Source organism: Cupriavidus sp. C1SS-2L, assembly GCF_057073735.1.
The window spans coordinates 2141182-2167750 of record NZ_CP172709.1; the positions used below are offsets into that span (position 1 = coordinate 2141182).

Here is a 26569-nt window from a genome sequence, read left to right on the forward strand (position 1 = left end):
CGTAATATAGCAGCGCGGCTTGCGCGTTGTCCAAGGCACACCGCCGGCACATACCCGGTGCTCACGCCGATGCGCGTCCTGCTACAGTGACACCCGCGGCCACGACCGCGGCAGCCGCACCGCAGCGGCTACGACAGACAATTTCCTGGGGACACCATCCATGAACCGCAAAGGCTTGCTCGACGCCGCCGATTCCCTCGACGAACTCGCAGCCGGCAGGCAACCGGCGCCGGCCAGGGTCACCGCCGGGGCCGCCGCACTCGAACGCATTCACGCGGATTATCCGGGCTGGCGCGATGTCGGCGACGCGCTGTTCGGACTCAAGGCCCTGGCCGACGGCTGCGCCATGGACCTGGACGCCAACGGGCGCCAGCGTGCCGGCCGGTTGGCCGATGTCGTTCGCAGCCTGCTCGATCAGATCTGACACGACGGCGGCACACGGCTGCGGGCTTGGAACGCACTTCACGGGCGGTGCCGGTGCTGGGCTCTCGCCATGGTGGCGGGCCGAACGCATGCTTGGCGCGGGTGCAGCATGCCGGAAGGATACCCGGCGTCCCAGCCTTGTTGTGCCGGAGCGACGTGGGCGCCTCGCGCTGCAGCATCGATTCGTAAAAAAATGTTATAAACATGACGTATAATGCACTTTAAGCGCAATTGTATCGTCATGTATTGGGTAACTACCTAGGGATCAACTTAGAGGTCTTCCTCTAATCTGTGCACCCTGGTTGAACGCGGCTCTGGCCGGCGCGTTTCCCACCAGGAATACCAACTTCCGGTCAGCGCACCATGGCGGCACATGGCGCGATGCTGGCCGGCGATCCCAAGGAGAACTCAAGCATGTCCGCCTTTACGTCCGATCAGTTTGCGGCACTCCACAAGACCAACCTGGCCAACCTGGCCATGATGTCGAAGTCCACGATCGACGGCTTCCAAAAGCTGACTGAACTGAACCTCAAGACCGCCAAGTCCGCGCTGACGGAAGGCCAGGAGAACCTGAAAGCCGTGCTCGGTGGAAAAGACCTTCGCGACGTCCTTGCCGTGCAAGGCAGCCTGGCCCAGCCCACGACCGAGAAGGCCATCTCCTATGCGCGCCAGGTCTGCGAGATCGCCGCGCAGGCGCAAGCCGAACTGGCCCGCGCCGTGGAAGAGCAATACGAGCAGCATCACCGCAATCTGCAGGCGTTCGTCGATACCTTCGTGAAGAATGCGCCGGCCGGTTCGGAAGCGGTGTCGGCCCTGCTGCAGTCCACCGTCGACGCTGCTGGCAACACCTACCGTTCGGCTCAGGCCATCTCGAAGCAGATGTCCGATGTCGCGCGCAGCAACCTGGCTGCCGCAGCGGCTTCGACCAAAGCCTGATCTCCCGCGCGGGCATCGCCCGCATCAGCAAGACGCCAGCGCAATGTATGCATGCGCTGGCACAAGCACGTCATCAGCCTGTCCGATTCGCTCGGTTCGTCCGCCGATGCCACGATCCCGCTGGTAGTGCCGCTGTTCCACGTCAACGCATGGGGACTGCCTTATGCGGCCGCGATGACTGGCGCCAAGCTGGTGCTGCCCGGGCCGCATCTTGACGGCAAGAGCATCTATGACCTGCTGCGCGATGAGCGCGTCACGCTGGTGGCCGGTGTTCCGACCATCTGGCAGATCCGCGCACAGGCGGCTCTTGGGCAGGCCGCCTGCATTTACGCCGACACCAGTTCGCAGAACCGCTCCAGGTCGATATTGCCGCCGCTGATGATGATGCCGATGCGCTTGCCCTTCAGCGCATCCTTCATCTGCATGGCGGCGGCCAGGCCTAGGCAGCCCGTGGGCTCGACGATCATCTTCATGCGTGTGGCGTAGAACTTCATCGCTTCCACCAGTTGGGCATCGGACGCCGTCAGGATATCGTCGACGTCCCGCTTGATGATGCTGAACGTGTACTGCCCGAGATGCTGCGTCTGGGCGCCGTCCGCAATGGTCTTCGGGGTATCGATGTGCACGATGGCGCCGCTGCGGAACGACTGCTGTCCATCGTTGCCGGCTTCAGGTTCGACGCCAAAGAGCTTGCATTGCGGCGACAGCGCGCGTGTGGTCAGTGCGGTGCCGGATAGCAATCCACCGCCGCCGAGCGGCGTCAGCACGACGTCCAGTGCGCCGACCGCCTCGAACAGTTCCTTTGCTGCCGTGCCCTGGCCGGACAGGACGTCCGGATGGTCATAGGGCGGAATCAGCGTGAAGCCGTGTTCGTCGGCCAGGCGGCGCCCGATGGCTTCGCGGTCCTCGGTGTAGCGGTCGTAGATCACGACATTGGCGCCGTAGCCTTTGGTGGCCGCGACCTTGGCCGCCGGTGCGTCGTGCGGCATCACGATGGTGGCGGGAATGCCAAGCAGCTTTGCCGACAGCGCGATGCCCTGCGCATGGTTGCCCGACGAGAACGCCACCACACCCGCTCGGCGTTGCGCGGGGCTGAACTTCGCCAGCGCGTTGTACGCGCCGCGGAACTTGAACGCTCCCATGCGCTGGAAATTCTCGCATTTGAAGAAGACTTCGGCGCCGAGCATGTCATTGAGCGTGCGCGACGTATTGACCGGCGTGCGGTTGGCAACGCCATCAAGGCGCTTCGCGGCTTCCTGGACGTCTGCGTACGTTGGTAGCTTCAGTTCGGTCATCGGCTGTCCTGTTGCGTGGGATGAGACCGATATCCTACAGGCCTGTCGGAGATGCGCTGAATTGCAGCGCCATGGGCGCGCAAGCGGCGTTTGCGAGGCACTGCCATGCTAGGATGGACGCCAACGCAGCAGTCTCCCCCGCACCATGACACTCTATGCGACCCTTGGCGTCGAATCGGACGCCACCCTGGACGAGATCAAGCGCGCCTACCGCCGTGCCGCGATGAAGTGGCACCCCGACCGCAACCCCGGCCGCGAGGCCGAGGCACACCTGGCCTTCCAGGAAATCCGCGACGCATACGCCATCCTCTCCGATGAGACGCAACGCCGCGTGTACGACGACGTATTCGCGCAGGAAATGCGCCGCTGGCAAGCGGAACACGCCGCGCAGGAAGAACAGGAGCAAGCGGCGCAGCGCGAAGCGCAACGCCTTGCGCAGGAACACTACGAAAAGATGGTCGTCATCGCGATGCGTTTCGCCGACGACGGCCACAACCGTGACGTCCTCTTCGGCGTGCTGCTTGGCCACGATTGCGAGGCAGAACTGGCGGGGCGAATCGCCGACAGCGTGTGGGCCTTGCAGGAGTCGCGCAAGGCACAACAGGAGGCTGAAGAAGAGGCTGCACCGGAGATCGGGCCTGAGGAGGATGCGGCGAAGCCCACCAGCCGTCACCCCGGGGCTTTCGAGTCGTTCTGGCAGGGCCTGTTCGGAATCCGTACATAGCGCGTGCGCTGTCTGAGCGGGGCGTCGGCCCGCGACGCCTTTCGCATTCCATCCGCGCATTTCCCTTTCCAGGTCCTGCAACGGGGCAGGGCATTGCAATCGCCACGCCCGGATCCCGCCATGACAAGGGATGACCGATGAATATTGGAATTCTCCTCGCACACCCGTGGTTTGGTACTTGGGCGGCGGCCTTGGCCGCTGTGGTGATTGCGCTGATCGCGCATCGGCTCGGCGGACTGGTGCTGATGCGCCTGACGCGGCCAGCGCCGGTACTGCATGCGATGGTCAGGAAGGCGCGCGCTCCATCCAGCGTCGTGCTTCCGCTTCTGGCGCTGCAAACCGTATGGCAGGCCGCACCAGACGAACTGCGCTGGATCGACACCGTGCGCCATCTCAACGGCTTGCTGATGATTGCCGCGACCACCTGGCTCGTGGTGCGGATCATCGCCGGTTTTGCACAGGGCGTCATGGACCGGCACCCCGTCGACGTGGCCGACAACATGGGCGCGCGCCGCATTCACACGCAGACGCGCGTGCTGTCGCGCATCGCGATGACGCTGGCCACGGTGATGGGCGCAGCCATGCTGCTGATGACCTTTCCGGGGGCGCGACAGGTCGGCGCGAGCTTGCTCGCCTCGGCCGGCGTGGTGGGCCTGATTGCGGGCTTCGCTGCGAAGCCCGTGTTCAGCAACATGATCGCCGGACTGCAGCTCGCGCTGACGCAGCCGATCCGGCTCGACGATGTCCTGATCGTTGAAGGCGAATGGGGGCGCGTCGAGGAAATCACGGGCACGTATGTCGTCATGCGGTTGTGGGACGAGCGGCGGCTCATTGTGCCGCTGCAGTACTTCATTGAGAAGCCGTTCCAGAACTGGACGCGCAGCAGTGCGCAGATCATGGGCTCGGTGTTCTTTCACGTCGACTACGGCATGCCGCTCGCGCCGCTGCGCGCGGAGCTCGAGCGCGTCGTGCACGCCGCGCCCGAATGGGACCAGCGCTTCTTCAATCTCGTCGTCACCGAGGCGACCGAGCAGACCATGCAGCTGCGCGTGCTGTGTACGGCGGCGTCATCGGGGCTCGCGTGGGATCTGCGTTGCCGGATCCGCGAAGCGCTGATCGATTTCATGCAGCGCGAATTCCCGCAGCATTTGCCGCGGCTGCGTATCGAACGCGATGCCGAGGCCCAGCACGCTGCGGTGGCAACTGCGCCGAATGCGGGATAAGGCACGCGCCTGCCACACTCTGTGCATGACGGATAGTTCACTTGTGCGGGTCGCCTTATGACGCCTGCGCCACTTGTTTTGCGCGCCCCGGAAGATAGTCGTCGACTTACCCCTAAAGTAGGGGGTTAGGGGCGCACAAGGATGCCGATACACGGGCAGCAAACGCAGGCCTGTTCGGCACGACGTTCAGTGCGGAGTCTTGCGAAAACCTGGAAATCCCGCCGACCTCCATGACCCATTCCGAGCGCCGTCCGCACGGCTCGCGCACGCCGCAATCCGCATTTTCGCCGTTGGGACTCGCGTGTCCGGCCGGATGAGCCTGGTGCGTCGGCATCGCGCTGCCGACGGAGCGAACGGTACGCAAGGTGCCGCGCCAGGTCGGGCTTCCAGGGAGGCTGCCGTCATTGGCGCGGTCGGCGTGGCTTGCGCCACCGCGTATCTGTCGCTCGCCGTGCCATCTGCAACCAGCATCACGCTGACCGCGGCAATGCTCGGGCTGTCCGCGACGCTGACGCGGCTCGCCGTGTTGCGCACACGGCACAGGCAGACCGAGTTCAGGAGCGTTCGGCTGAGCCAGCTATACAGCGCACTGAGTCAATGCAATCAGGCCATTGCACGTTGCCGCAGTGAATCGGAATTGTTCGAGGACATCTGCCGGGCCGCCGTGACGATCGGCGGCATGCAGATGACGTGGATCGGCCTGCTCGATGACAGCAAGAGGCTGATGCCATTGGCTGTCCATGGACAGGGCATGGAGTACCTGCGGGATCTGAAGGTTTCCGCCGACGAAGCGGATCCGCATGGACGCGGACCCACCGGCCTTGCATTGCGCAGCGATTCGCCGTACTGGTGCCAAGACGTGCACGCAGACTCCGCCACGGTTCTCTGGCGAACGCAGAGCCAGAGATTTGGCTGGAAGTCATTCGCCGTGCTGCCTTTGCACCGTGGCGATCGCGTGATCGGCGCCTTGTCGCTCTACGGTTCCCTTGCCTATGTCTTCGATGCAGTCGTGCGCGACCTGCTGATGGACATGGTCAGGAACATCGACTATGCGCTGGCCAATCTCGACCGGGAAACGGAGCGGCAGCGCGCCAACGAAGCACTGCGTGAAAGCGAGCAGCGCTTGCGCACCGTGATCGAGACGCAGCCGGAGTGTGTCAAGACCATCGATCGCAGCGGCAATCTGCTGGAAATGAATGCCGCGGGTCTCGCGATGATCGGCGCGGACTCGCTGGCGCAGGCGCAGCGTCATTACACGGAAGTCATCCTTCCCGAGTATCGCGACGCGTTTGCCGCCTTGCATGCGCGCGTCATGTCCGGCGAAAGCGGGCTGCTTGAATTCGAGATTGTCGGCTTGCGCGGCCAGCGCCGCTGGCTGGAAACGCATGCCACGCCGATGCGAGGCGCCGATGGCTGCGTCACGCGGCTGCTTGCGGTCACGCGCGATACCACCGACCGCAAGCAGGCATCGGATCGCATCCAGCATCTCGCCCATTACGACGCATTGACGGGGCTGCCCAACCGCCGCCTTGTGGAGAATCGGGCCCGGCAGGCCTTCAGTCAAGCCTCGGACGGGCACACGCTTGCCATAATGTTCCTGGATCTCGACCTGTTCAAGGACATCAACGACACGCTGGGGCACAGCGCTGGTGATGCCTTGCTGATTGAGCTGGCCCGAAGGCTGCGTCCCTTGTTGAGCGAGGGCGATGTGTTGGCGAGATTCGGCGGCGACGAGTTCCTGATCCTGCTGCCCGATGCCTGCGAACGTACCGCTGCGCAGACCGCGCAGAAGGTGCTCGACACCATCGCGGAGCCTTATCACCTCGGCCCTTACGACTTGACGGTCAGCGGCTCCATCGGCATTGCCCTCTACCCGCGCGACGGCACCGACTTCGAAAGCCTTTCGAAGAACGCGGACACTGCCATGTACCACGTGAAGAAACAAGGCCGGCGCGGATACTGCTTCTTCACCCCGCAGATGCAGGCGGGCATGGTCCGCTATCTCAAGGTGGTAGGCGCCTTGCGCCAGGCGCTGCCTCGCAATCAGTTTCACCTGCACTATCAGCCCCAGATGTCCATGGACGACGGCAAGCTGATCGGCGTGGAGGCGTTGCTGCGCTGGAATCATCCCGAGCTCGGCGCCGTGTCACCGGCGGAATTCATTCCGGTGGCCGAGGAGAGCGGTGCAATTCTGCCTATCGGCGAATGGGTCTTGCGGCACGCGGCACGACAGGCGCGCATTTGGGTGCAGGCAGGCTATACGCCCGTGATCGCTGTGAATCTGTCCACGGTTCAGTTCCACCATGCCGACCTTCCCAACCTGGTTTCACGCATTCTGGAAGAGGAAGACCTGCCGGCGCAGCACCTGGAGCTCGAACTGACGGAAGGCGTCGCCATGCGCGATCCGCAGCGTGCGATCGCCATGATCCAGGAGCTTCATGAGCGCGGCGTATGCATGTCTATCGACGATTTCGGAACGGGATATTCCTCGCTCGCGCAGCTGAAGAAGTTCCAGGTTCGCAAGCTCAAGATCGATCAGTCGTTTGTGCGGGACATTGCCACCAACGCCGAAGACCGAGCGATCGTCGGTGCCATCGTGCAGATGGCACGCAATCTCGGGCTCCTGACCATCGCGGAAGGCGTGGAAACTGCCGAGCAGATATCGATCCTGCGCGCCGAGGGCTGCAATGAGATGCAGGGCTACTACTTCAGCAAGCCTTTGTCAGCGGTGCAATTCGAGCAATTTGCCAGGACACGGGAGTCATGTCCGGATCGACTTGACGCATAGGCTCGCGACGGCTGTGGCACCAATGCGGTCTATGGCTTGTGGTTGACGCGCCCGGCGAACGACTTCCATTCACGGAACGTGGTGTCGAGGCAGGCCGCCGAATCGCAGCGGTCCCGCTTGGCGCGGAACGCCGCGATGTCAGCCTCGGTCACGGATCCTGCCTTGAGCATGCGCTGCTGCTCGGCATAGATACGCTGGTAGCCCATTGAAAACAGCGCGGATTCGCAGATCAGGCGGTGTGCCGTGGTCTGCCTTGCCGGTGCCGCCGCAGGATCGCAGTCGATGTCAGTGGCGTGTGCACCGCCGGAAAGTGCGAACGTTGCGGTGGACAGGCAGAGCAGGGCGCGGTGCGGAAAACGGGACATGGCGGAGTCTCGGAAGCAGGCCGCCATGGTAAGGCAAGATGGTGGCCTGCTCTCGCAGTGAACTACACGTCCAGCACCAGCTCCGCACATTTCGCGCGCGAAACGCAGATCAGGATGGACTTGTTGGCCGCGCGTTCTTCATCGCTGAGCACATAGTCGTGGTGATCCGCCGTGCCGGCAACCAGCGGGACTTCGCAACTGCGGCACAGGCCTTTCCGGCATGACGATGGCAGGCAGACACCGTTATCTTCCAGCACTTCGAGGATGCTGGTCCCTGCCGGCACCGGGAATTGTCCGCCGTGCCTGAGCAGGCGTACCTGGAACGCACCGCTTTCCGCAGGTGCCTGTGTGCCGGCACTGAAGCGTTCGAGATGCACCGCATGGGTACCGATTCCCGATGCGCTGGCGTGATCGCATACCGCATCCATCATGACTCCCGGTCCGCAGGTGTAGACGTGCCAGCCTGCGGGCATTTGCCGCAATGCCGTATGGACGTCGGGATGGCCGCCATGCTCGTCGTCGGCATGCAGCGTGACGCGGTTCGCGAACGGTGCGAGCTGCTCCAGATAGGCGGCATGGCGGCGCGAGCGAACGCAGTACAGCAGCCACCACGGAAGATCGCGTTCGACGCAGCGCCGGATCATGCTCAGGATCGGCGTGATCCCGATGCCTCCGGCGACGAACAGATGGCCGGCGGCTGGCTCGTGCAGCCCGAACAGCGACCGCGGCGTGCCGACCGGCAGGGTGTCGCCCAGGCGCAGTTCGTGGTGCGCAAAGCGCGAGCCGCCCCGTGAGGCCGGTGCGAGCCCGATGCCAAGCCAGTAGCTTGTGGTGTCTGAGGCCGTGCTGGCGATCGAGTATTGCCGCGTCAAACCGTTGGGAAAGCTGACATCCACATGCGCGCCCGGTTCGAATGGCGGCAGGGCATCGCCTGAACGATGCCTGAGTTCCACGCCAAGCACGCCTTCCGCCTCCAGGCGCAGGCTTGTCACGACGAGATCCATCACGCCTCCTTCGCCTGACGCTGCTGCGCCTGTGCGGCTTCGTCTGCGACACGGCGCTCGACAACCCAGCGGAACTGCGACAGCGCGGCATCGATCGAGAACGGGACCATCTTGAAGTCCGGCGCCAACGCCAGGGACCGTTGTTGCGCGGTGATGATGTCCCGGTCCTCGTCGAACGCTGTCACGACGCTTTGGTGGATGGACCGCGTGACCTCGGGGTTGTCGATCGCGAAGTTATGCGGATGGGCGAAGAAGTAGTGCGTCGAGTTCTCCGTCTCCGGCGTCAGAGCCTGGCACCCACGGAATTCGGCCGCATCGATACGCTGCCCTTCGGGCGCACCGGTGCCCGTGGGTGCCATGCCGGAATCCATCAGCAGGATCGCCGGAATCGTGAAGTTGTAGATGTTCCAGCGGTCTACCTTGCCCGGCCAGTTCTTGACCTGCTTCGCAAAAGGCGGAGCTTCGGTGTTGAGCGTCCAGCGCGTAATGCGCACGCCGTCATCCAGACGCTCGACCTTGGGTTGGGCCGCTGCGTAGGCCTCGCTACCGCCCAGCGTGGTCGGGTGTACGAACGGCAGGTGCGAGAAGTCGAGCAGGTTGTCGGCAATGAGCAGGTAGTTGACGTCATAGTGGATGTATCCGTCGAGGCTGCGCCACGCCGGGTCGGCTAGCCAGTGCGTATCGGGGATCAGTGCGGGATCGGCCGCTTCGGGATCGCCCATCCAGATCCAGATCCAGCGGTTGCGTTCGACCACCGGAAAGACGCGCACGCGGGCCTGGGGCGGGATGCGTTGCTGCGCCGGCGCCTCGATACAACGGCCCGACGTGTCGAACTTCAGCCCGTGATACATGCAGCGTACGCAGTCGCCTTCGCGCCGGCCGATCGACAGCGGCGCGCCGCGATGGCAGCAGCGGTCTTCCAGCGCATGGAGGGTGCCGTCCTCTGCGCGGTACATGAGCACCGGGATGCCGATGATCGTGCGGCTGAAGAGATTGCTGGCGCCGACTTCGTTGTCCCAGCCGGCGACATACCAAGTATTCCTGACGAACATTGCGTGTCTCCTGTGTGTGGAACGCCCTCTGCGAGGCGTGTTGACAGGAGGTTAGGCAGCGCGCCAATATGCGTCAATCACATGCTGATCATAGAAGGAATGTATGTCATGCATACTGACGCATTCGACTACAACCTGCTGACGGTGTTCGACGCGATGCTGCGCGAGCGCAGCGTGACGCGCGCCGCGGCGCAGCTGGGGCTTACGCAGAGCGCGATGAGCCACGCGCTGAACCGCCTGCGCGAGTTCTTCGACGATCCGTTGTTCGTCAAGACCGCCGCTGGCATGACACCCACCATCAAGGCGGAAGCGCTGTCCGAAACCGTACTCGACGTCATGACGGCCATGCGCACGCGCGTGCTGCCGCAGGCGAGCTTCGATCCCGCCACGATGCAGCGCACGTTCACGCTGTGCATGACCGACATGGGCGAGCTGGTGTTCCTGCCACCGCTGATGAAACGGCTGCGCGTGGTGGCGCCTCACTGCAAGCTGCGAACGCTGCAGGTGCCGGTGCCGCAGATCGAAGGGCTGCTGGCATCGGGCGATGCCGACCTGCTGCTAGGCTCGGTGCAGACGGCGCCGGAGTCGCTGTTCCGGCAGCAGTTGTTCATGCATGGCTTCGTTACCATCGTGAGCACGAAGAACAGGCAGGTGCGCGACGCGCTGACGATCGAGCAGTTCGAGTCGATGCCGCACGTCACAGTGAGTCTCGCGGGCCGTACGAGCCCGTCGTACGACGCGGCATTCGAAAGCCATGGGCTCAGGCGCAACATCTACCTGCATACGCCACACTTCCTCTCGATCCCGCTGCTGATGGAGCAGCAACCCGAACTCATCGCGACTGTGCCCCAGGAACTCGCGAACGTCTTCAGCCGCTACGGCATCGTGCGCGTGGTGAAGCCTCCCGTGGTGTTGCCGCCGTATGCGTTGAGCCAGTACTGGCATCCGCGCTTTCACCACGATCCGGCTATCGTCTGGCTGCGGCAGCTGGTGAAGCAGACGTTCGACCGATATCCGGATACCGATGTGTCGGGCGATGCCATGCCCGTGCCGGCCCGCAAGAAAGGCGCAACGGCTAAGCGGGGCGCCAGTTCGCGGTAGCGTTCCCCAAGCCACGGCGAGGCGATGATCGAAGGGCGAGGCGCGCAGGTATCTGCCGGTCAGTGCCGGGGACTACCTGCGCCAGCGCGTGCATGCGGTCTTCGGGGGGGTACTGAACGGACGCGCCTTCACTACGACGCCGCAACGACCCCACACGCAATCCGGCCGCCCGCGTTGCCGGTCGGCTGTGTCTTGTAGTCGTCCGGATCCTTATGCACGATCACCGCGCGGCCGACAACGCTGTTCGGTCCGGCGCCCACACTGAGGTCAGGCATCAGGATACTGGCGCGCGCATTGCCATTGGCGTCGGCCGTGAGATTGTTCATGTCGCCGGCGTGGTGGTCAGGCATGCTCATCTGCCCATGCGGCTTGCTGGATGGGTTGAAATGACCGCCGGCGCTCATGGCGTCGGGCGCCGAGCAGTCACCCTTTTCGTGCACGTGGAAGCCGTGCGTGGTATTGGGCGGCAGGCCGGTGACCGATGCCACCATCATTACGCCGCCGGCCTGCTGCGTGAACGTGACCGTGCCGCCCGTATTAGTGCCGCTCTTCGGCGAGAGGGTCGCGGTGGCCTTGGCACCGCCGCCGCCCCCGTTTGTCCCCGAGCCGGCACAGCCCGCCAGGGTCATCGCTACCGCTGCCGTGGCCGCCAGGCCGAAAAGTGTGCGTTTCATCGGAACCCTCCCATTCACCTTATTGCGGAAGAAACAGTATAGGATGCGACGCTTACCCGGTGGCGCGGATTGAGCGGCGAATAACAGGCGCGCCTACGCGGCCAGCTGCGTTACCCCACCTTGCTGCGGTGCGGCACCGAAGTGCGGGTGCCGGCCAAAAATGTCCGCGACCCAGTTGACGAATACGCGAACCTTGGCGGACAGGTGGCGATTCTGCGGATACATGGCGGAAATCGGCAGCTCCTCGCTCTGCCAGTCAGACATGACTTCGACCAGCCGGCCGCTGGCCACGTACGGTTCGGCCATCACGCGCGACAGGCAGGCCAGCCCGTGGCCCGCGAGCGTGCATTCCAGGTAGACATCCCCATCGTTCGTGGAAATGGCGGATGGAAGCAGGATCTCGGTGCTCTCGTTCCCGCGCGTGAACTGCCATGGCCATTCGCGCCCGGTGCGGTTGGACAGGTGATTGACGGCCTTGTGCTGGGCAAGGTCCGCCAACTCATGCGGCGTGCCAAAACGATTCAGGTAGATCGGCGACGCGAAGAACGCCAGTTTGAGCTGGCCGATGCGCCGCGCCACCATGGATTCGTCCACCGCCCCTACACGCAACACTACGTCGACGCCTTCCTGCAGCAGGTCGATCGGCTTGCCGTTGATGGTCAGGTCCAGCTTCAGTTCCGGGTAGGCCGCGAAGAAGTCGTGCAGATGCGGGATCAGCGCGATGCGGGCCAGCCCGGCGGTGGTGTCCACCGACAGCGTGCCCTTGGGCGAGTTGTTGTGGCGCGTCAGCGATTGCTCGGCTTCCTCCACATCGGCCAGGATGCGCACGCACCGCTCGTAGTAGGCGGCACCGTCGCTGGTCACGCTGATGCGCCGGGTGGTCCGGTGCAGCAGCTTGACGCCCAGGTGCGTCTCCAGGTTCTGGATCAAACGGGTGAGGGTGGCCTTGGGCAGGTCGAGAGAGTCGGCGGCACGCGCGAAGCTGCCCATGTCGACCACTCGGGTAAAGGCCTGCATTGAGACGAGACGATCCATGATGAGCTTCCGACGAATGTTTCCTGACGGCTCGCCGAGCGGGGCGACCTGCGCGAATGTATGGAGTGGCTGCGGGGGTGGTGCTGGCTTCCCGGGTCCGGGGCTGCACGCCGGCGGCTGACATAGCCGCGCAGCCGGGAGAGCGGGAGTGAATCACATTTTCCAAGACCTTGTCATGCGTGGGGTCTCAGCGGGCCGATTATTCCAATCGCGGAACAGTGCGTTGGCAATCTCTCGCTTTATCCCATCGGCGTCAATCACCATAATCCGTTGCATCGCAACACATGATAGGCGTGGCAGCGCATTTCCGCACGCCCGCCAAGGTGCCCATGTCCCAGTCGCCCAGCCATCGCCCCCCCGCCGCGCCGCCGGCCACCGGCAACGAGCAGGCGCGCGTCGCGGAATTCAGCGTGGCAAGCGGCGAGCGCGAGATATCGGTATGCGTGTGCTATCCGCCCGGATATCCAGCACCGGCCACTGAAAGTGGTGCGCTGCTGCCGTGGTTGGTGTACCTGCACGCGGGTGGTTTCGTGGACGGCGGACTGGAACGGGCCAAGGAGGTCGTGCAGATGCTGGCGGCCTCGGTTCCGGCGGTGGTGGTGACGCCAGCTTATTCGCTGGCGCCGGACCATCCGTTTCCAGCCGCGCCGGAGGATGCGTACAACACCGTGGAATGGGTGCTGCGCTACGCGCGCCGCCTGAAGGTGGACAAGGCACGCTTTGCGCTGGTTGGCGAAGAGGCGGGCGGCAACCTGGCGATCGCGCTGTCGCAGATGCTGCGCGACCGTTGCGCCCCGCAACCGAGCGGGCAATGGCTGATCCGCCCGGTAACGGACCCGTGCCTGCAGCATGCGTCGTGCACCGGCGCGGGCCGTGGCGCGGTACCGCTGGAAACCCTGCAGCGGCTCGCCTGCAATTATCGCGACTATCTGCCGACGCCGGCCGCCAGCGTGCATCCGTATGCCGCGCCGGCGCTGGCCTCGCGGCTGGCAGGGCTGCCACCCACGCTGGTGCAGGTGGCGGAAGTCGATGCGCTGCGCGCCGAAGGCGAAGCCTTCGCGGGGCGCCTTGCCAAGGCCGGTGTGCCGGCCGAGGCCATGATCATGCCTGGCGCCTGTGGCGACGGCGTAGAAGACACCCACGACGACTGTCAGTCGTGGGTAGACGAAGGTGCGCGGTTCCTGCGGCGATGTCTGGCCGTGGCCGACGACACCTCATCCCGGCGCGAAAGCCGGTCCGGAATGAAGCCTGCCGGCTGAGGCATTCCGGGTAACACGCCAGCCGGTACTGATGCCGCCGAGACGGACTGCGCGGCATCCGGCAAACAGACTTGCTGATCTGTCCGACAAGCTCCGGACCGCATTCCGCGGCCCGGCCGGCGGCGTTCGTGCTTTCGCAGCCTTTTGCTTTTCCAGTTGAAGAAAACCCGCAACAGGAGTGAAGAGAAATGAGTACCCTGAATCGACGCACGTTGATCGCGATTGCCATCGTGGTCGTCCTCGGCGCTGGCGTTGCCACCTCCATGCTGCAGCCATGGCATGGCGGCGAGGCGCATGCCAACACGCCGCCGCCGGCTCCGACTATTGAAGTGGCAAACGTGGTCGGCAAGACCATTACCGAATGGGACGAGTTCTCGGGCCGTATCGAAGCCGTGGACCGCGTGGAAATCCGCCCGCGCGTTTCCGGCACGATTGAAACGGTGCATTTCCGCGAAGGCTCGATCGTGAAGAAGGGCGATCCGCTGTTCACGATCGATCCGCGTCCGTACGCGGCTGAAGTGGCGCGCGCCGAGGCAGCGCTGGCCGCGGCTCAGGTGCGCGCCTCGCACGCGCAGACCGAGAAGGCGCGCGCCCAGCGCCTGCTGGACGACAACGCCATCTCGAAGCGCGAATTTGACGAGCGCATCAACGCCGCCAGCGAACTGTCCGCCGACGTGCGCGGCGCGCAGGCGGCGCTAGAGGTGGCGAAGCTGAACCTGAGCTATACGCGCATCGTTGCGCCGGTATCGGGCAAGGTATCGCGTGCGGAAATCACGGTAGGCAACCTTGTCGCAGCGGGCGCCGCATCGCCGCCGCTGACGTCGGTGGTGTCGGTCTCACCGGTGTATGCAAGTTTCGATGTCGACGAGCAGAGCTACCTGCGCTATACCGCGCCCGGTGCCGGCGGCGGCAAGAACGGCCTGCCGGTGTTCCTGGGCCTGGCTAACGAGGACGGCAATCCGCACGAGGGCAAGATCCACTCGATCGACAACCGGCTCGATACGCGCAGCGGCACCATCCGCGTGCGCGCGGTGTTCGACAACGAGGATGGCCGCCTGTTGCCGGGCCTGTATGCGAAGGTCAAGCTTGGGGGCGGTTCGCCGCACGACGCCGTGCTGATCAACGACCGCGCGATCGGCACTGACCAGGGCAAGAAGTTCGTGCTCGTGGTCGATAAGGCCAACAAGCTGACCTATCGCGAAGTCGACCTCGGGCCGACCTTTGAAGGGCTGCGCGTGATCCGCAAGGGTTTGAAGCCCGGCGAGAGCATCGTCGTGAACGGCCTGCAGCGTGTGCGCCCCGGCGATACGGTGGCACCGAAGCCCGTCTCGATGGCGTTCCGCAGCGAACTGGAGCCACGCCCCAACGCGCCTGACCGCAAGCAGGCGGCCGCCGAGGCCGAAGGCAAGCCCGTCAGCTAAGCAGGCAGACAAGCCCCAACACAGACAGTCAGGCGCTTTGCTTCCCCGCATGTGCATGGCGCCCGCCACGGCGGGCCGCCAGGGGGGCTTGCATGCCGAAACAGGCCGAGAACCAAGATGAATCTCTCGAAATTCTTTATTGACCGCCCGATCTTCGCGGGCGTGTTGTCGGTGCTGATCTTCCTGATCGGTGCCATCTCGATGTTCAAGCTGCCGATTTCCGAATACCCGGAAGTCGTGCCGCCATCCGTCGTCGTGCGCGCGCAGTTCCCGGGCGCCAACCCGAAAGTGATCGCGGAAACCGTGGCCACGCCGCTGGAAGAGCAGATCAACGGCGTCGAGGACATGCTCTACATGAACTCGCAGGCCAACAGCGACGGCTCGCTCACGCTGACGGTAACCTTCAAATTGGGCACCGACCCCGACAAGGCCCAGCAGCTCGTGCAGAACCGCGTGTCGCAGGCCGAGCCGCGCTTGCCTGAGGACGTGCGGCGCCTGGGTATCACGACCGTCAAGAGCTCGCCCGACCTGACCATGGTGGTTCACCTGGTCTCGCCGAACGATCGCTATGACATGACATACCTGCGCAACTACGCGCTGATCAACGTGAAGGACCGCCTCGCGCGTATCCAGGGCGTGGGCCAGGTGCAGATGTTCGGCTCGGGCGACTACTCGATGCGTGTGTGGCTGAACCCGGAGAAGATCGCCGAGCGCAACCTGTCGGCATCGGACGTGGTCAAGGCCATCCGCGAGCAGAACGTGCAGGTGGCGGCCGGCGTGATCGGCCAGTCGCCGACGCTGCCTGGCACTGACCTGCAGTTGTCAGTGAACGCGCAGGGCCGCCTGCAGACCGTGGAAGAGTTTGGCGACATCATCGTCAAGACGTCTTCGGACGGCGCGGTCACGTACCTGAAGGACATCGCGCGCATTGAACTCGGTGCGTCGGAATACGCGCTGCGCTCACTCCTGGACAACAAGTCCGCGGTCGCGATCCCGATCTTCCAGGCGCCTGGTTCGAACGCGATCCAGATCTCGAACGATGTGCGCAAGACCATGGAGGAACTGAAGCAGAACATGCCGGAAGGCGTGGACTACAGCATCGTCTATGACCCGACGCAATTCGTGCGCCACAGCATCGAGGCGGTGGTCCACACGCTGTTCGAGGCCATCGCGCTCGTGGTGCTCGTGGTGATCCTGTTCCTGCAGACGTGGCGCGCGTCGATCATTCCGCTGCTCGCAGTGCCGGTGTCGATCGTCGGTACGTTTGGCCTGATGCACGCGTTCGGCTTCTCGATCAACGCGCTGAGCCTGTTCGGGCTGGTCCTGGCGATCGGTATCGTCGTGGACGATGCGATCGTGGTGGTCGAGAACGTCGAGCGGAACATCGAGGAAGGGCTGTCGCCGAAGGAAGCGACCTACAAGGCCATGCGCGAAGTCAGCGGCCCGATCATTGCGATCGCGCTGACGCTGATCGCCGTGTTCGTGCCGCTGGCATTCATGACCGGCCTGACCGGCCAGTTCTACAAGCAGTTTGCACTGACGATCTCGATCTCGACGATCATCTCGGCCTTCAACTCGCTGACGCTGTCACCTGCGCTGTCGGCGCTGCTGCTCCGTGGTCACGACGCGCCCAAGGACTGGCTCACGCGCGGCATGGACAAGGTATTGGGCGGCTTCTTCGCGCGCTTCAACCGCTTCTTCGGCCGGAGTTCGGACAAGTATGGTCGCGGCGTGAAGGGTGTGATTCGCCGCAAGGGCTCGGTGTTCGGCGTCTATGCCGTGATGCTGCTGGCTACGTGGGGCATTTTCCAGATGGTGCCGAAGGGCTTCGTCCCGGCGCAGGACAAGCAGTATCTGGTGAGCTTCGCCAAGCTGCCCGATGGTGCGACGCTCGATCGCACCGAAGACGTGATCCGCCGCATGTCCGAGATCGCGCTCAAGCATCCGGGCGTGGAATCGGCCGTGGCATTCCCGGGCCTGTCGATCAACGGCTTCACCAACAGCCCGAGCGCCGGCATCGTGTTCGTCACGCTCGATCCGTTCGAGAAGCGCAAGGGCAAGGAATTGTCCGGCGGTGCGATCGCAGCGGACCTGAACAAGCACTATGGGTCGATCCAGGATGCATTCATCGCGGTATTCCCGCCGCCGCCAGTACAGGGCCTGGGCACGATCGGCGGGTTCAAGATGATGATCGAGGACCGCTCCGCACTCGGCTATGACGCGCTGTTCGACGCGACCAACGCGTTCATGGCGAAGGCACGCGCCACGCCAGAGCTGGCCGGGATCTTCAGCAACTACCAGGTCAATGTGCCGCAGCTCGACGTGCAGCTCGACCGTACCAAGGCCAAGCAGCTTGGCGTGCCCGTGACCGATGTGTTCGAGACGCTGCAGACGTATCTTGGCTCGGCCTACGTGAACGACTTCAACAAGTTCGGCCGCACATACCAGGTCAAGGTGCAGGCGGATGCGCAGTTCCGGCAGCATGCCGAGGACATCCTGCAACTCAAGGCACGCAGCGCCAGCGGCGAAATGGTGCCGTTGTCGTCGCTGGTGAAGGTCAAGCAGAGCTTTGGTCCGGACAGCGTGAGCCGCTACAACGGCTTCACCGCTGCCGATATGAACGGCGGTCCGGCGCCGGGCTTCTCGTCTGGCCAGGCACAGGCTGCAGCTGAGCGGATCGCCGCCGAGACGCTGCCGAAGGGCATCGGCTTCGAGTGGACCGAGCTGACCTACCAGGACATCCTGGCCGGCAATGCGGGCGTGTGGATCTTCCCGCTGTGCGTGCTGCTCGTGTTCCTGGTGCTGGCCGCGCAGTATGAAAGCCTGACGCTGCCGCTGGCCGTGATCCTGATCGTGCCGATGAGCCTGCTGGCCGCCATGACGGGCGTGTGGTTGACGCGTGGGGACAACAACATCTTCACGCAGATCGGCTTCATCGTGCTCGTCGGGTTGTCCGCGAAGAACGCGATCCTGATCGTGGAGTTCGCACGGGAACTGGAGCATCACGGCCGCACGGTGGTGCAGGCCGCGATCGAAGCAAGCCGCCTGCGTCTGCGCCCGATTTTGATGACCTCGTTCGCGTTCATCATGGGTGTGGTGCCGCTGGTGGTGTCGACTGGCGCCGGCTCGGAGATGCGCCATGCGATGGGCGTGGCGGTGTTTGCGGGGATGCTCGGGGTGACTTTCTTCGGCTTGTTCCTGACGCCGGTGTTCTATGTGGCGCTGCGTTTGCTGGCTACGCGCAAGCAGCGCCGGGAAGCGGCGGCGGCCGGTGCTTCGGCATCGCACGCCGTGCCGTCGGCAGAATGATGGTGAACGACATGAACAACAACATGATGAAGCAGTACCTGCCCAGGCTTGCGACATTGGCCGCCGCGCTGGTGCTCGCCGGTTGCTCGTTGGCGCCGACCTACAAGGTGCCGGAAACGCCCACCGCCGCGACCTTCAAGGAGGCCGACGCCGCGGCCGCCGAAGGCGCGCAGTGGAAGACCGCCGCGCCGGCCGAAGGCCAGCATCGCGGCGACTGGTGGAAGATCTTTGGCGACGCCGAGCTGGACCGGCTGATCGACGCGGCCAACAGCTACAACCAGGATCTCGCTGCCGCTGCGGCGCGCCTGAAGCAGGCGCGGGCATTCACCGGCGCGACGGAAGCGGACCTGTATCCGCAGCTGAGCGTCGGACTCGATCCGACGCGTTCGCAGCCGTCGGCCGCTTCGCAGGGTTTGCCGGATGGCACGCGCGTGGCGCCGCAGACGGTGCTCAAGGCGCGGGCCCTTGCCAGCTACGAGCTTGACCTGTTCGGCCGTGTGGCCAGCAGCGTGAACGCGGCCCGCGCCGACGAGCAGGGCGCCGAAGACCTGTACCGTTCGGTGCAGCTCGCGCTGCAAGCCGACACGGCGCAGGCGTACTTTGCGCTGCGCACGCTGGACAGCGAACGTAATCTGCTCAACGCGACAATCAAGCTGCGTGAAGATGCGCTGAACTTGCTGCGCAAGCGCTATGAAGCAGGCGAAACGACGGATCTGGACCCCGCCCGCGCCGAAGCCGAACTCGGCACCGCGCGAGCCGACCTGGCCGGTATCGAGCGTCGCCGCGCCAACCAGGAACATGCGCTGGCGGTGCTGACCGGCGTGTCGCCGTCGCAGTTCGGGCTCGCCGCGAAGCCGTTCGACACGGCACCTGTGGCGGTGCCGGCAGGCTTGTCGTCGGAACTGCTCGAACGCCGCCCTGACATCACGGCAGCGGAGCGGCAGATGGCAGCCGCCAATGCGCGGATCGGTGTGGCGAAGGCAGCGTTTTTCCCGCGCATTTCGCTCACGGCGCTGTTCGGCTTCGAGTCGGCGGACCTGTCAAACCTGTTCAAGTGGTCGTCGCGCACATGGATGCTTGGCCCGTTGCTGGGGTCGACGGTGGCGCAGACCGTATTCGACGGCGGCCGCAACAGCTCGAACCTTGCCGGCGCCCGCGCTGCGCATGAAGAGAGCGTGGCGCGCTACCGGCAGACCGTACTCGTGGCGTTCCGCGAGGTCGAGGACAGCCTTGCCGATGTACGTTGGCTCAGCCAGCAGGCCACGGCACTCGACAGCGCGCTGGCGGGTGCCCGGCGCGCCCAGCGTACCTCGCGCAGCCGCTATGACGCGGGCGCCGTCGATTACCTGACGGTGATCGATGCCGACCGGACCGTGCTGCAATCGCAGCGCGATGCCAATGCGGTGGCCGGGCTGCGCGCGGCGGCGACCGTGGCGCTGGTGCGCAGTCTCGGCGGCGGCTGGGGGCCGGTGCCGGAGTCGGTGGCGTCCGCGTCGGCACCCGCGCAGTAATATCGGGCGCCCGGCAAGTGCCGCAGGGGTGGCGCGATGCAATCGGATCACTACACTGAATGCATTGCGCCGCTCCCGAATGCGCGCGGCACCTGCCATGCACCGACACAAGACGCTGTTCTGGATATTCATCGCCGTGGCCGTGAGCGTTGCGGCATTGTTCGTGCCGTTACCGTGGACCGATACCACCCGCATCCACAATGAAGCGGTCATCGCGCGCCCCCCGGCTGTGGTGTTCGACTATGTATCCACGCCCGGCAACTGGCCTGCCTGGCATCCGTCATCGCTGGGGGTGAAGGGGGCTACGGATCACTCTTTGCTGCCCGGCGAGCGTGTGACCGAGACTTTCGTCGTAGCCGGGCGCAGCGGCGTGGTCATCTGGACCGTGACGAAGCGCGATCCCCCGCGCGCATGGACGATCGAAGGCGAGATCGAAGGCCGCAAGGCCGGCACCGTCGCGTACACGCTGACCCCGGCGCTGACGCCGTCGTTGACGCCCACCGAGGAAAGCACGCGCTTCGAGCGCGATTTCAGCTATCAGTCGCCCACGCTGTTGTTCCTGCTGCTGAACCGCGTGGTGCTCCGTCCCCGCATCGAGGCGGAGTCGGCCGAAGCGGTCAGGCGCCTCAAGGCCACGCTGGAAGCCCGGCGCTGACCGGGTGCTGCGCCAGCGCGTCGCTTGCGCGGCCGTTGCATCCCCACTAAGTTGGAAATATCACTACTGAACGAGCGTCCGCCCCACGGACACCTGTCATGAGTACTATGCTTCCTTTGACTCGCATGAAGTGCCCGCACGGTGGCATGGCGTCGGCGTTGCTGGCCGCACTGGCCCTGTGCGCATCCATTCCCTTGCACGCTCAGCCTCAAGAAACCGGGTCGATGACCGTTGGCGGCTCCGCGCATGTGCGAGGGCCGGTGGTCGTGCACGGCCCCCTCGTGGTCGCCGGACGCGTCCATGCGCGCGGGCCGTTGACGGCCGCGTACTTCACTGGGCCCGCCGCAGCCCGTGGCCTGCCTTACGCGGGCGGGTACTACAAGGTCTTCGATGGGCCAGTTACCGTACATGGCACGATGGTCGTCAACGGCGATCTGCTGGTAGATGGCCCACTCACCGTTGACGGGCCGCTGGAAGCGAGTGGCGGCATCGACGCGGACGGGCCCATGCGCGAGCGCTATTACGGGCGCTGACGTCATCGCTGACAAGAGGTGGAACCCGGGCAGCCTGTATTGCACAATATGGGCCTTGCATCACAACCCCGGAGCTTCGCCATGGCAAAACCGGCCTTAGTTGGCCTCAGGAGCATTGCGCTGTTCGAAGCCGCCAAAGGCGCGCTGGTCATCGTTGCGGGGCTCGGGCTCGTGGCCCTGCTGCACCGGGACGCGCAGGCGCTGGCCGAATCGATCATCATGCGGCTCCATATCAATCCGGCCAGCCGCTATCCCACCATCTTCCTGTCGCTGCTCTCGAACCCGAGCGATGCCCGCTTGTGGGCCATTGGCGGCTCCGCAGCCGTTTATGCGCTGATGCGGTTTGCGGAGGCCTGGGGGCTTTGGCATCGGCTGGCCTGGGGCAACTGGCTTGGCGTGTGGTCAGGCGGCATTTACCTGCCGATCGAACTCTATGAGGCGCTGGCGCACCCTAGCTGGATGCATGCGGGCCTGGCGGCGGCGAACCTGCTGGTAGTGCTGTACCTCGTCAAAAGTCTGGCGCGCCACGAAGTCAAAACCTGAGCTCGCTGCGCCATTCCCAAAAGCAAGCGGGCTTCCGACGAAGCCCGCTTGTACTTCGCGCCAGCGTCAGGCGGGAACCCGAGCGCCGGCTGCCGCGGTTTCCTTAGAGTGAAGGCTCCGGGCCGTTGCTACATGCGATGCCAGCACGGGGCGCAGGACCATCATCGCGAGGAATGCGGCGCTAAGATCCATGGCGGCGACTGTGTAGAGAACCGTCGACCACGTGCCGGTCGCCTCCATCAGCAGGTTACCAATCGGGACAAATAGCGCGCCGATACCCTTCGCCGTATAAAGCACGCCGTAGATCTTGCCGATGTGCTTCGTGCCGAAGGCATCGCCCGCCAGCGCCGAGAACAGCGAATACACCTCGCCCCAGGCCAGGAACACCACGCCGGACAGGATCAGGAACGCATACGGATTGCTGCCGAAGTAGCCGAGCGCGATGATGCCGAGGCCTTCGAGCGAGAACGCGATGACCATGGTTTTCTCGCGGCCGATGTTGTCCGAGATCCAGCCGAACAGTGGGCGCGAGATGCCGTTCATGATGCGGTCGAGCATCAGCGCGAGCGGCAGCGCGGCCATCACGAAGAAGTGCAGGTCGACCTGGAACTCCTTCACGCCAAGGTCCTTCGCAATGACGCCGAGCTGCGCAACGGCCATCATGCCGCCGGTCACGACCAGCACGAACATCACCAGCATCAGCCAGAACAGCTTCGTGCTCATCGCTTCCTTGAGCGTGTAGTCGCGCGTTGCCTGCACGAGCTTCTGGGAAGCCCGGACCTCATTGGCCTTCGGCGAGCGCAGGAACCACGCAGCGACGAACGCCAGGGAGCCCTGCAGGACGCCGAAGAACAGGAAGGTGTGCTGGAAGCCCGACGACTCGATCATCGCGGCGATCGGCAGGATGGTGGCTGCCGAGCCCGCGCCATAGCCGCCCGCAGTCAGGCCTACGGCCAGGCCGCGCCGGTCGGGGAACCACTTGAGCGCGTTGTTGATGCAGGTCGCGTAGATCGAACCCACGCCAAGACCGCCGACCGCCGCGCCGACGTAGAAGCCCATCAGCGTGGTGGCCTGCGAGTTGATGATCCACGCGGCGCCGATGAACACCGCGCCGAACGCGACCATCATGCGCGGCCCGAACTTGTCGATGAAATAGCCTTCGATCGGTGCGAGCCAGGTCTGGACCAGCACGAATACCGTAAAGGCGATCTGGATGCTGGCCCGGGACCAGCCATAGGTTTCCTGGATCTCGGGCACGAACAGCGTCCACGCGTACTGGATGTTCGCTGTGGCAATCATGCAGACAACGCCGACAATCAGCTGGATCCAGCGCGTGTTTTCCGGAGTTTGCTGCGAAGGGAGGGCTGCCGATGGATGAGTCATTGTGCGCTCCGTGAATTGGATCGGTGCAATCCGACGGCGTGAATGCCTGGTTCTCGTGAGGTCGCTCTCATTTTTCATGTCTCCTGTTCCATTGCTTATTAAGTCTGGGATTCCCTGATTTTTTCGAGGCGCAGGAATACCCGGCTCTCCGGTATATGCCGGTAGCAGAAATGGCAAAAAAATGGATTTGTCAGATCGACTCATCTGACGATGAAAGAAATATTTGGTAAATGCCCTGGCGATTCCTCCTCGGGAGATGTGCTGCCTGCCAATATTACAAAGCTGTCATGTTTATCCCGTGCGAAGCCGCTTTGTGGCACGCATTCGGATACACAGTATGTGATATATCAAGTAAGTCAAGGAAAAGAAACAATCATAGGCATAGTTGAATGTATTTATGAAAATATCAAATGGAAGAATGCATTAACGCGGACAGCGAATGATTATTGCCGCGCAAAAAAAAAGCCCGCAGGCAAGGCTTGCGGGCTTGAGGCGTGATGCGCGACTCCACCACAGTGCGGCAACACGTATTGCACTGGCTTGAATTAGTCTGGTGATGGACGTCGTGAATTATTGGATTATCGAATTGCGCAATTGTATTAGGGTTTTCTCCGAGGTATTTGTCACGGGCTGTCATTCGATTGGGCTACCACCGGCGCGGCATCCCGGATCGTGGGGCTTCGGCGACAGCAAGGTGAACGGACCGGTACAGGCGCGACAAGTCACGCAAGCAACACCTCTGGCCGTTGCAGATCATCGAGTAAAAAAAAATCCAGATTGATGTAATGCCGGGCGAGGCCAGCCGACCAACAGGGACATTCACCCCGCCTGGAGACTGCCATGCCCACGACCATCGCCAAGACCCTGCTGACCGCCGCTGTAGCTGCCGCGACGCTTTCGATCGGTTCCGTTCAGGCTGCCGGCAACACTGCAGTGCGCACGCCTGATCCCTATAGCGACGGCGCTCGCACCCGGCAGATCGACCTGTTCACCGATGGCGCGCTGATCCTCGCCGGGATGGACACTTCAGGCGTGTCGGCGTCACCGGCCCGCAGTTTTGATCCGTACAGCGACGGCACGCGCACGCGGCAAGTGGACCTGTTCACCGATGGTGGACGTACCCTCGCCGGAATGGACACTTCAGGCGTATCGGCGTCGCCGGCCCGCAGTGTTGATCCGTACAGCGACGGCGGCCGCACGCGGCAAGTGGATCCGTTCACCGATGGCGGACGTACCCTCGCGGGAATGGACACTTCAGGTGTGTCAGCGTCGCCGGCCCGCAGCGTCGATCCGTACACGGATGGCGGGCGCGTGCGCCAGGCCGATCCATTCACCGACGGTGGGCGGACCATCGCGGGCATGGACACGCGCGGTGTGTCCGGTACGCCCAGCCGCAGCTTCGATCCTTACCGGAACGACTGGCGCGTCTGACGCGCGGGGGCGGCCAGCGTTGCGCATGCGGCCAGCATGATCCCCAGCAGCGCGGCGAGTCCGACGCTGCCGCCGCCACCATCCGGCTCGGCCGCGCCGATGCCGTTCCTGGGGCTGGCATCAAGGCGGCCAGCGTCCGGAGCCGCCTCTCGCCACGACAAATCCACGAGCACGGGGTCGTGGTCGGAGGCGCGCCACGCATCCGGCGCGTAGTAGCGTTCCTGCTGGGCAGCGTTGCGATACGCCTGCGCGTAGGCAAAAGCGACCGGCTCGTCGGCATTGACATGCCAGATGCTGACGGCGCGAATGCGCGGGACGAGCGCAGCATCGGCGAGCGCATAGTCGAGGTAACCGGCCCGGCCGTCGAAGACGTAGGTGTAGGCATCGCGCCCGGCGAACCGTGCCACAATGTCTTCGTAGCCTTCGCGCGCGAGCACCGTAAGCGGATCTTCGCTGGCATAGCTGTTCAGGTCGCCGATCACGAGCTTGCCGGCATTCGCGACGCCGGTCGGCGACGTGCCAAGCCAGTCGGCCAGCGCCCGCGCTGCACGCGACCGGGTCGCGTTCCAGCATCCTTGTCCGTCGCCCTGGTCGCGGTCAGTTCCGTCAGCGTCCGCGCAACCCTTGGATTTCAGGTGGTTGACCACGACGGTGAACGTTTGCGACAGGTTGCCGATCAGCTGGAACGTCTGTGCGAGCGGCTGCCGGTTGCGCATATCGAGCACTGTGGTGGCGGGCATGCCTACCGGCTTCACGGCACGCTGGTTATAGAGCAGTGCGACGGCAATGGCGTCAGTCCCAAGCCTGGGCGTGCCGGGATCGACCGCGCGCCAGCCGGGCCCCATCAGTGCCGCGAGTCGCTGCACGGCACTGTGCGGACCATAGCCGTTGTTCTCCACTTCCATCAGGCCGATCACGTCGGCATCGAGCGCGTGCAGCGCCGCGAGCAACTTGGCTTCCTGCCGATCGAACTCGGCGGTGTTGCGGGCGCCACGGTTGTCGGGCGCATTGAAGCCGCCGCCCTGGCCGTTGCCGTTGAAGTAGTTGAGCACGTTGAACGCCGCCACGCGTACGTCGGTACCGCCGGTCCTGTGTCCCGGGAGAATAGGGTTTGTCAAACTCGCTGCTTGAGTTTGTCAAACTTGGCGGAATTGGCTGGAAACCCTTATGGCACCGAGCTTTGACAATTCGCTCCAGTTGTTACTCGGAGCGTTCGGAAATCGATGATGTACAGGATTTTTTTGGTTCTTCTGTCTTCCTGTTCGAGCGCCTTGGTTTCGACAGCCATCGCGCTGGAGAGGCCGTCCGTCAAGCCCAGTATAGGTCATGCGAGCCCCGGCGCGAAGGCCCTGTTGCTACGACCAAGGCTCGATGACGACGCATGCCCTCGAGCATCAGCGAAGCTCGTCGCTGATTTTGATGCGTGGGATGAGCGTGCAGAGGTTATCGGATGCGGAGTTTTACCTGGCGTTCTGGTGGTTGAGAGCCTGCTTCTCCAAGGCGATGCAGAACGGAGCGGCGCGGATGGGCTACTAGCTGTCGTGAGCAACGCGGCGGCGCGTTGACGCAGCCCTACGCGGTCCCTCGTTTTCTTTCTCCGTGTCCAGAAAGCTGCTTGGTTGCCTAATCGACAGACTCGCGCGCATCAAGGCGCCTTGCCACAACTCAATTAGGTACGTCCCCGCTCCTACGGAGGTTCGCCACCGTGTGGCTGGTGATGTCATACCCATCCAGAGCGCCTCGACCTCCCATCTTGGCATCTTCGGAAGGTCTCCCTCTATGCTCAGCTCATAGGTAGGCATTGGGACGAGGTATGTATGGTAGTTCCAACCATCACCGTTCTTGACTCCAACTACAATCGGCTTGGCCTTCTCACGCTTCCACCTCTCGATGGCTTGCCAGAT

General features: G+C 64.1%; 23 protein-coding genes and 1 pseudogene. 16 read left to right on the forward strand and 8 right to left on the reverse strand.

The genetic code is table 11. The features are described 5' to 3' along the window. The first annotated feature begins 160 nt into the window (after nucleotides 1-160). From ACIGJG_RS27550 to ACIGJG_RS27560, 3 genes and pseudogenes are all read left to right on the forward strand, one after another. The gene (locus tag ACIGJG_RS27550) at nucleotides 161-424 is read left to right on the forward strand and encodes a hypothetical protein (RefSeq protein WP_483673410.1); all 264 of its coding nucleotides are present in this window, start codon (nucleotides 161-163) and stop codon (nucleotides 422-424) included. A 413-nt stretch (nucleotides 425-837) separates the two neighbouring features. Then, nucleotides 838-1359: a phasin family protein gene (locus ACIGJG_RS27555; protein ID WP_011300467.1), complete on the forward strand. Its 522-nt coding sequence runs from the start codon at nucleotides 838-840 to the stop codon at nucleotides 1357-1359. 117 nt (nucleotides 1360-1476) lie between these two features. Continuing rightward, nucleotides 1477-1644: pseudogene (locus ACIGJG_RS27560) on the forward strand (AMP-binding protein); the annotation flags it as partial. A gap of 41 nt (nucleotides 1645-1685) precedes the next feature. Here the strand turns inward: ACIGJG_RS27560 and ACIGJG_RS27565 are convergent. Continuing rightward, entirely contained in the window at nucleotides 1686-2654 is a 969-nt protein-coding gene (locus ACIGJG_RS27565; protein WP_483673411.1) for a threo-3-hydroxy-L-aspartate ammonia-lyase, read from the reverse strand. A gap of 145 nt (nucleotides 2655-2799) precedes the next feature. On the opposite strand from ACIGJG_RS27565, the gene ACIGJG_RS27570 reads away from it, so the two are divergent. The 3 genes from ACIGJG_RS27570 (at nucleotide 2800) to ACIGJG_RS27580 (ending at nucleotide 7389) form a co-directional block, all read left to right on the forward strand. Next, a complete protein-coding gene (locus ACIGJG_RS27570) occupies nucleotides 2800-3378 on the forward strand; it encodes a J domain-containing protein (RefSeq protein WP_140953273.1) in 579 nt (192 codons plus the stop codon). Nucleotides 3379-3515: 137 nt separating this feature from the next. After that, on the forward strand, nucleotides 3516-4601 hold the full coding sequence (locus ACIGJG_RS27575; RefSeq protein WP_483673412.1) for a mechanosensitive ion channel family protein: 1086 nt from the start codon (nucleotides 3516-3518) through the stop codon (nucleotides 4599-4601). A gap of 322 nt (nucleotides 4602-4923) precedes the next feature. Continuing rightward, complete coding sequence (locus ACIGJG_RS27580; protein WP_483673413.1) at nucleotides 4924-7389, forward strand: putative bifunctional diguanylate cyclase/phosphodiesterase; 2466 nt, start codon at nucleotides 4924-4926, stop codon at nucleotides 7387-7389. A gap of 29 nt (nucleotides 7390-7418) precedes the next feature. Here the strand turns inward: ACIGJG_RS27580 and ACIGJG_RS27585 are convergent, their stop codons facing one another. The 3 genes from ACIGJG_RS27585 to ACIGJG_RS27595 form a co-directional block, all read right to left on the reverse strand. Continuing rightward, complete coding sequence (locus tag ACIGJG_RS27585) at nucleotides 7419-7754, reverse strand: hypothetical protein (RefSeq protein WP_041680207.1); 336 nt, start codon at nucleotides 7752-7754, stop codon at nucleotides 7419-7421. Between the two features lie 62 nt (nucleotides 7755-7816). Next, nucleotides 7817-8758, reverse strand: a complete 942-nt coding sequence (locus ACIGJG_RS27590) for a 2Fe-2S iron-sulfur cluster-binding protein (protein ID WP_011300460.1) — start codon at nucleotides 8756-8758, stop codon at nucleotides 7817-7819. Further along, nucleotides 8758-9810: an aromatic ring-hydroxylating dioxygenase subunit alpha gene (locus tag ACIGJG_RS27595; RefSeq protein ID WP_483673414.1), complete on the reverse strand. Its 1053-nt coding sequence runs from the start codon at nucleotides 9808-9810 to the stop codon at nucleotides 8758-8760. The genes ACIGJG_RS27590 and ACIGJG_RS27595 overlap by 1 nt, the downstream gene beginning before the upstream one ends. A 108-nt stretch (nucleotides 9811-9918) precedes the next feature. On the opposite strand from ACIGJG_RS27595, the gene ACIGJG_RS27600 reads away from it, so the two are divergent. Beyond that, nucleotides 9919-10911, forward strand: a complete 993-nt coding sequence (locus ACIGJG_RS27600; protein ID WP_011300458.1) for a LysR family transcriptional regulator — start codon at nucleotides 9919-9921, stop codon at nucleotides 10909-10911. A gap of 131 nt (nucleotides 10912-11042) precedes the next feature. On the opposite strand, the gene ACIGJG_RS27605 is transcribed toward ACIGJG_RS27600, so the two are convergent. Continuing rightward, on the reverse strand, nucleotides 11043-11585 hold the full coding sequence (locus ACIGJG_RS27605) for a superoxide dismutase family protein (protein ID WP_011300457.1): 543 nt from the start codon (nucleotides 11583-11585) through the stop codon (nucleotides 11043-11045). A gap of 93 nt (nucleotides 11586-11678) precedes the next feature. Beyond that, complete coding sequence (locus tag ACIGJG_RS27610) at nucleotides 11679-12620, reverse strand: LysR family transcriptional regulator (protein ID WP_011300456.1); 942 nt, start codon at nucleotides 12618-12620, stop codon at nucleotides 11679-11681. A 329-nt stretch (nucleotides 12621-12949) separates the two neighbouring features. On the opposite strand from ACIGJG_RS27610, the gene ACIGJG_RS27615 reads away from it, so the two are divergent. From ACIGJG_RS27615 to ACIGJG_RS27645, 7 genes are all read left to right on the forward strand, one after another. Further along, the gene (locus ACIGJG_RS27615; protein WP_140949482.1) at nucleotides 12950-13879 is read left to right on the forward strand and encodes an alpha/beta hydrolase; all 930 of its coding nucleotides are present in this window, start codon (nucleotides 12950-12952) and stop codon (nucleotides 13877-13879) included. A 188-nt stretch (nucleotides 13880-14067) separates the two neighbouring features. Beyond that, nucleotides 14068-15300 (forward strand): efflux RND transporter periplasmic adaptor subunit, encoded by a 1233-nt coding sequence (locus ACIGJG_RS27620; RefSeq protein WP_011300454.1) that lies wholly within the window; start codon nucleotides 14068-14070, stop codon nucleotides 15298-15300. A gap of 117 nt (nucleotides 15301-15417) precedes the next feature. Beyond that, a complete protein-coding gene (locus tag ACIGJG_RS27625; RefSeq protein WP_483673415.1) occupies nucleotides 15418-18609 on the forward strand; it encodes an efflux RND transporter permease subunit in 3192 nt (1063 codons plus the stop codon). Nucleotides 18610-18620: 11 nt separating this feature from the next. Then, a complete protein-coding gene (locus ACIGJG_RS27630) occupies nucleotides 18621-20120 on the forward strand; it encodes an efflux transporter outer membrane subunit (RefSeq protein WP_483673417.1) in 1500 nt (499 codons plus the stop codon). Nucleotides 20121-20217: 97 nt separating this feature from the next. Next, nucleotides 20218-20775 (forward strand): SRPBCC family protein, encoded by a 558-nt coding sequence (locus ACIGJG_RS27635; RefSeq protein WP_041680486.1) that lies wholly within the window; start codon nucleotides 20218-20220, stop codon nucleotides 20773-20775. Between the two features lie 98 nt (nucleotides 20776-20873). Continuing rightward, nucleotides 20874-21308: a hypothetical protein gene (locus ACIGJG_RS27640; protein WP_011300450.1), complete on the forward strand. Its 435-nt coding sequence runs from the start codon at nucleotides 20874-20876 to the stop codon at nucleotides 21306-21308. A gap of 81 nt (nucleotides 21309-21389) precedes the next feature. Continuing rightward, nucleotides 21390-21851 (forward strand): DUF2127 domain-containing protein, encoded by a 462-nt coding sequence (locus tag ACIGJG_RS27645; protein WP_011300449.1) that lies wholly within the window; start codon nucleotides 21390-21392, stop codon nucleotides 21849-21851. A 66-nt stretch (nucleotides 21852-21917) separates the two neighbouring features. Here the strand turns inward: ACIGJG_RS27645 and oxlT are convergent, their stop codons facing one another. Further along, nucleotides 21918-23234, reverse strand: coding sequence for an oxalate/formate MFS antiporter (gene oxlT / locus ACIGJG_RS27650; protein ID WP_220630293.1), 1317 nt, complete (start codon nucleotides 23232-23234; stop codon nucleotides 21918-21920). Between the two features lie 210 nt (nucleotides 23235-23444). On the opposite strand from oxlT, the gene ACIGJG_RS27655 reads away from it, so the two are divergent. Both ACIGJG_RS27655 and ACIGJG_RS27660 read left to right on the forward strand, forming a co-directional pair. Beyond that, nucleotides 23445-23732, forward strand: coding sequence for a hypothetical protein (locus ACIGJG_RS27655; RefSeq protein WP_483673418.1), 288 nt, complete (start codon nucleotides 23445-23447; stop codon nucleotides 23730-23732). 342 nt (nucleotides 23733-24074) lie between these two features. Next, a complete protein-coding gene (locus ACIGJG_RS27660) occupies nucleotides 24075-24665 on the forward strand; it encodes a hypothetical protein (protein ID WP_011300447.1) in 591 nt (196 codons plus the stop codon). Here the strand turns inward: ACIGJG_RS27660 and ACIGJG_RS27665 are convergent. After that, a complete protein-coding gene (locus ACIGJG_RS27665; protein WP_483673419.1) occupies nucleotides 24641-25783 on the reverse strand; it encodes an ExeM/NucH family extracellular endonuclease in 1143 nt (380 codons plus the stop codon). The genes ACIGJG_RS27660 and ACIGJG_RS27665 overlap by 25 nt on opposite strands. Nucleotides 25784-26569: the final 786 nt, after the last annotated feature.

Coding starts and splice junctions, on each gene's coding strand:
- ACIGJG_RS27660 (WP_011300447.1), top strand. CDS start 24,075: ATGCCCACGACCATCGCCAAGACCCTGCTGACCGCCGCTGTAGCTGCC.
- oxlT (WP_220630293.1), bottom strand. CDS start 23,234: ATGACTCATCCATCGGCAGCCCTCCCTTCGCAGCAAACTCCGGAAAAC.
- ACIGJG_RS27655 (WP_483673418.1), top strand. CDS start 23,445: ATGAAAGAAATATTTGGTAAATGCCCTGGCGATTCCTCCTCGGGAGAT.
- ACIGJG_RS27645 (WP_011300449.1), top strand. CDS start 21,390: ATGGCAAAACCGGCCTTAGTTGGCCTCAGGAGCATTGCGCTGTTCGAA.
- ACIGJG_RS27565 (WP_483673411.1), bottom strand. CDS start 2,654: ATGACCGAACTGAAGCTACCAACGTACGCAGACGTCCAGGAAGCCGCG.
- ACIGJG_RS27575 (WP_483673412.1), top strand. CDS start 3,516: ATGAATATTGGAATTCTCCTCGCACACCCGTGGTTTGGTACTTGGGCG.
- ACIGJG_RS27550 (WP_483673410.1), top strand. CDS start 161: ATGAACCGCAAAGGCTTGCTCGACGCCGCCGATTCCCTCGACGAACTC.
- ACIGJG_RS27610 (WP_011300456.1), bottom strand. CDS start 12,620: ATGGATCGTCTCGTCTCAATGCAGGCCTTTACCCGAGTGGTCGACATG.
- ACIGJG_RS27590 (WP_011300460.1), bottom strand. CDS start 8,758: ATGGATCTCGTCGTGACAAGCCTGCGCCTGGAGGCGGAAGGCGTGCTT.
- ACIGJG_RS27570 (WP_140953273.1), top strand. CDS start 2,800: ATGACACTCTATGCGACCCTTGGCGTCGAATCGGACGCCACCCTGGAC.
- ACIGJG_RS27630 (WP_483673417.1), top strand. CDS start 18,621: ATGAACAACAACATGATGAAGCAGTACCTGCCCAGGCTTGCGACATTG.
- ACIGJG_RS27605 (WP_011300457.1), bottom strand. CDS start 11,585: ATGAAACGCACACTTTTCGGCCTGGCGGCCACGGCAGCGGTAGCGATG.
- ACIGJG_RS27615 (WP_140949482.1), top strand. CDS start 12,950: ATGTCCCAGTCGCCCAGCCATCGCCCCCCCGCCGCGCCGCCGGCCACC.
- ACIGJG_RS27635 (WP_041680486.1), top strand. CDS start 20,218: ATGCACCGACACAAGACGCTGTTCTGGATATTCATCGCCGTGGCCGTG.
- ACIGJG_RS27600 (WP_011300458.1), top strand. CDS start 9,919: ATGCATACTGACGCATTCGACTACAACCTGCTGACGGTGTTCGACGCG.
- ACIGJG_RS27625 (WP_483673415.1), top strand. CDS start 15,418: ATGAATCTCTCGAAATTCTTTATTGACCGCCCGATCTTCGCGGGCGTG.
- ACIGJG_RS27640 (WP_011300450.1), top strand. CDS start 20,874: ATGAGTACTATGCTTCCTTTGACTCGCATGAAGTGCCCGCACGGTGGC.
- ACIGJG_RS27620 (WP_011300454.1), top strand. CDS start 14,068: ATGAGTACCCTGAATCGACGCACGTTGATCGCGATTGCCATCGTGGTC.
- ACIGJG_RS27595 (WP_483673414.1), bottom strand. CDS start 9,810: ATGTTCGTCAGGAATACTTGGTATGTCGCCGGCTGGGACAACGAAGTC.
- ACIGJG_RS27585 (WP_041680207.1), bottom strand. CDS start 7,754: ATGTCCCGTTTTCCGCACCGCGCCCTGCTCTGCCTGTCCACCGCAACG.
- ACIGJG_RS27555 (WP_011300467.1), top strand. CDS start 838: ATGTCCGCCTTTACGTCCGATCAGTTTGCGGCACTCCACAAGACCAAC.